The 3,903-nt window shown below is 62.4% G+C and carries 4 protein-coding genes; all 4 read left to right on the top strand.

What is annotated here, in order from left to right; translation table 11 throughout:
* The first annotated feature begins 192 nt into the window (after positions 1–192).
* From tauA to tauD, 4 genes are read left to right on the top strand one after another with little or no spacing between them, the layout of a single operon-like run.
* Positions 193–1,170: a taurine ABC transporter substrate-binding protein gene (gene tauA, locus C1X29_RS28105; protein WP_007952702.1), complete on the top strand. Its 978-nt coding sequence runs from the start codon at positions 193–195 to the stop codon at positions 1,168–1,170.
* Between the two features lie 16 nt (positions 1,171–1,186).
* On the top strand, positions 1,187–1,981 hold the full coding sequence (tauB, locus tag C1X29_RS28100; protein WP_011331959.1) for a taurine ABC transporter ATP-binding subunit: 795 nt from the start codon (positions 1,187–1,189) through the stop codon (positions 1,979–1,981).
* Entirely contained in the window at positions 1,978–2,817 is an 840-nt protein-coding gene (gene tauC / locus C1X29_RS28095; protein WP_102718941.1) for a taurine ABC transporter permease TauC, read from the top strand. The genes tauB and tauC overlap by 4 nt, the downstream gene beginning before the upstream one ends.
* 57 nt (positions 2,818–2,874) lie before the next feature.
* Complete coding sequence (gene tauD, locus C1X29_RS28090; protein WP_074689444.1) at positions 2,875–3,717, top strand: taurine dioxygenase; 843 nt, start codon at positions 2,875–2,877, stop codon at positions 3,715–3,717.
* The last annotated feature ends 186 nt before the right edge of the window (positions 3,718–3,903 follow it).

The raw sequence follows: 3,903 nt of genomic DNA, 5'->3' as shown, positions 1-3,903 counted from the left end.
CGTGGGGGGAGAGGGCGGGGGTGAGGGGGTAAGGATTTCAAGTCCGAACCGATAATCCGAAAAGCCCCCACTCTCCCACGCTTAGATTTTTCCGCTCATAAGCTCATTCTAAAAAGTTATTTATTTTTAGATTCTTAGATCATTTAGTCTCCTTTCACGCCGACGCTCGGTCGCCTGATATGGAGCTCTTCAATGAAACTGAATTTCCCGCTTCGCCTGCTGGCCGTGGCCTCTCTGGCTGCTGCGAGTTTCCTGGCTCAGGCCGCCGACCTCACCGTCGCCTACCAGACCACCGTTGACCCGGCGAAAGTCGCCCAGGCCGACGGCGCCTACGAGAAAGCCACCAAGGCCGACATCAACTGGCGCAAATTCGATAACGGTGCCGACATCATCGCCGCCATCGCCTCCGGCGACGTGCAGATCGGCTACCTCGGTTCCAGCCCGCTGACCGCTGCAATCACCCGCAAAGTCCCGGTGGAAACCTTCCTCATCGCCACCCAGATCGGCGCCGCCGAAGCACTGGTCGCCCGCGACGGCTCCGGCATCAAGACCCCGCAGGATCTGGTCGGCAAGAAAATCGCCGTGCCGTTTGTGTCCACCGGTCACTACAGCCTGCTCGCCGCGCTGAAGCACTGGAACATCGACCCATCAAAAGTCACCGTCCTCAACCTCGCCCCGCCAGCGATCATTGCTGCGTGGAAACGCGGTGACATCGACGCCACCTACGTTTGGGATCCGGCGCTGGGTGTGGCCAAGGAAAACGGCAAAGTGCTGATCACTTCCGGTGAACTGGCCAAGTTCGGCGCACCGACCTTCGACGCCTGGATCGTGCGCAAGGACTTCGCCGAGAAGCACCCGGAAATCGTCACCGCCTTCGCCAAGGTCACCCTCGACGCCTACGCCGACTACCGCAAGGATCCGAAAGCCTGGCTGGCCAATCAGAGCAACGTCGACAAGCTGGTGAAACTCTCCGGCGCCAAAGCCAGCGACATTCCATTGCTGCTGCAAGGCAACGTCTACCCGCTGGCAGCGGATCAAGTCAGCGACCTCGGCGCTCCGACCACCAAAGCCATCACCGACACCGCTGCGTTCCTCAAGGAGCAAGGCAAGGTCGAAGCGGTACTGCCGGACTACGCGCCGTACGTCAGCGCCAAGTACATCACCAACTGATCGGGAGTTAACTGCGATGGCCTTGCTACAGCTGGAGCGCATCAGCGCACAGTATCCCGGCAGCCCGGAACCGGTACTGTCCGACATTTCCCTGACCCTCGGCCCTCAGCAATTGCTGGTGGCCCTCGGCCCGTCCGGCAGTGGCAAGACTTCGCTGTTGAACCTGATTGCCGGCTTCGTCGAACCGAGTGCCGGCCGTATCACCCTCGACAATGTGCCAGTCAAAGGCCCGAGCGCCGAGCGCGGCGTGGTGTTCCAGGACGACGCCCTGCTGCCCTGGCAGGACGTGCTGGCCAACGTCGCTTTCGGTCTGGAACTGGCCGGTGTGGCCAAGGACAAACGCGAACAGCGTGCCCGGGAAATGCTCGCGCTGGTCGACCTTTCCGGTTTTGAACACCGTCGCATCTGGCAGCTTTCCGGCGGCCAGAAGCAGCGCGTCGGCCTGGCCCGCGCTCTCGCCGCCGACCCACGTGTATTGCTGATGGACGAGCCCTTCGGCGCCCTTGACGCCTTCACCCGTGAACAGATGCAGGAGCTGTTGCTGCAAGTCTGGCAACGCACCGCCAAACCGGTGTTCCTGATTACCCACGACATTGAAGAAGCGGTGTTCCTTGCCACTGACCTGATTCTGCTCGCGCCGAATCCGGGGCAGATCGTCGAGCGTCTGCATCTCGACTTCGGCCAGCGCTACGCCGCCGGCGAATCGGCGCGGGCGATCAAGTCCGATCCGCGCTTCATCGAAACCCGCGAACACGTGCTGGCCAAAGTGTTCTCGCAACGCAGCGCCGTTCAGCGGCAGGAGCGCGCATGAGCAGTTACGACGTTTCCGCCACCGCCGTGAAACCCGCCGCCACATCGGTGGTGATTCCCGTGCGTCGCAGCCTCAGCACCCGCTGGATCAGCCTGCTGACCCTGTTCGCGTTGCTGGTGATCTGGTGGGCCGTCACGGCCACCGGTCTGATCGAACCGCTGTTCCTGCCGCCACCGTCCGCCGTGCTGCAAAAAGGCTGGTTGCTGGCGACCACGGGCTACATGGATTCGACGCTGTGGCAGCACTTGGGTGCGAGCCTGAGCCGCATCGGTCTGGGCCTCGGTTTTGCGATTCTGACCGCGGTGCCGGTGGGCATTGCCATCGGCGCCAACCGCATCGCCCGTGGCGTGCTCGATCCGCTGATCGAGTTCTACCGGCCGATTCCGCCGCTCGCCTATTTGCCGCTGATCGTGATCTGGTGCGGCATCGGCGAGTTGTCGAAAGTGCTGCTGATCTATCTGGCGATTTTCGCTCCGATTGCCATCGCGACCGCCACCGGCGTGCGCACCGTCGACCCGGCCAAATTGCGCGCTGCGCAATCGCTGGGCGCGACTCGCACGCAACTGATCCGCCACGTGATTTTGCCAAGCGCCCTGCCGGACATTCTGACCGGTGTGCGCATTGGCTTGGGTGTCGGCTGGTCGACGCTGGTCGCTGCCGAATTGATCGCGGCCACCAGCGGCCTGGGCTTCATGGTGCAGTCGGCTGCGCAGTTCCTGGTCACCGATGTGGTGGTGCTGGGGATTCTGGTCATCGCCCTGATCGCCTTCGCTATGGAGATGGGCCTGCGCGCCCTGCAACGCAAACTGGTGCCGTGGCACGGCCAGGCCCACTGATTTTTCAGCACTGACTACCCCGACAGTTTCGGGGCCCCGGAATTGAAGAGAACCACCATGAGCAGCCTGAACATCACCCCGTTAAGCTCGGCCCTCGGCGCACAGATCAGCGGCGTCGACATCAGCCAGCCGCTGAACCTGGAACAGCGCGATGCCATCGAGCAGGCACTGCTCAAATACCAGGTGCTGTTCTTCCGCAATCAGCCGATCGAGCCGTCGCAGCAGGCGCGTTTCGCCGCCTACTTCGGCGACCTGCATATTCATCCGATCTACCCGAACGTGCCGGAACAGCCGGAAGTGCTGATCCTCGACACCGCCGTCACCGACGTGCGCGACAACGCGATCTGGCACACCGACGTGACCTTCCTGCCGACCCCGGCCATGGGCGCGGTGCTCAGCGCCAAGCTGCTGCCGGAATTCGGTGGCGACACATTGTGGGCCAGCGGGATTGCCGCGTATGAGGCGCTGTCGGCGCCAATGAAAGCGCTGCTTGAAGGGCTGACTGCGACTCACGATTTCACCCGATCCTTCCCGCTGGAGCGCTACGGCAACACGCCGGAAGCACTGGCGCAGTGGGAAGCCGCGAGGCGCAAAAATCCACCGCTGTCGCACCCGGTGATTCGCACGCATCCGGTGAGCGGACGGCGTTCGCTGTTCGTCAACGAAGGGTTCACGTCGAAGATCAATGAGCTGTCGGAGACCGAGAGCGAAGCGGTGTTGAAGTTCTTGTTCGCGCATGCGACGCGGCCGGAGTTCACCATTCGCTGGCGCTGGCAGAAGGATGACATTGCATTCTGGGATAACCGCGTGACCCAGCATTACGCGGTGGATGACTACCGGCCGGCGCGGCGGGTGATGCAGCGGGCTACGGTGTTGGGGGATGTGCCGTTTTTTCGCTGAGCCTTTAACGCCAGAGCAAAATCAAGAGCCCCCTCACCCTAACCCTCTCCCGGAGGGAGAGGGGACTGACCGAGGTGTTTTGTCGCTATACACCGACCTGAAGTATCGAATCGAACTCAGGTTTGAAAAGCACGGAGATTTGCTCCCTTTCCCCCTCGCCCCCCCTGGGGGAGAGGGCTGGGGTGA

The organism is Pseudomonas sp. GW456-12-10-14-LB2, assembly GCF_002884345.1.
Classification (GTDB): domain Bacteria; phylum Pseudomonadota; class Gammaproteobacteria; order Pseudomonadales; family Pseudomonadaceae; genus Aquipseudomonas; species Aquipseudomonas paraglycinae.
Note: the sequence above shows the minus strand (reverse complement) of the source record. Positions and strands in the feature narration are given on the sequence as shown.

Coding starts and splice junctions, on each gene's coding strand:
- tauA (WP_007952702.1), top strand. CDS start 193: ATGAAACTGAATTTCCCGCTTCGCCTGCTGGCCGTGGCCTCTCTGGCT.
- tauC (WP_102718941.1), top strand. CDS start 1,978: ATGAGCAGTTACGACGTTTCCGCCACCGCCGTGAAACCCGCCGCCACA.
- tauD (WP_074689444.1), top strand. CDS start 2,875: ATGAGCAGCCTGAACATCACCCCGTTAAGCTCGGCCCTCGGCGCACAG.
- tauB (WP_011331959.1), top strand. CDS start 1,187: ATGGCCTTGCTACAGCTGGAGCGCATCAGCGCACAGTATCCCGGCAGC.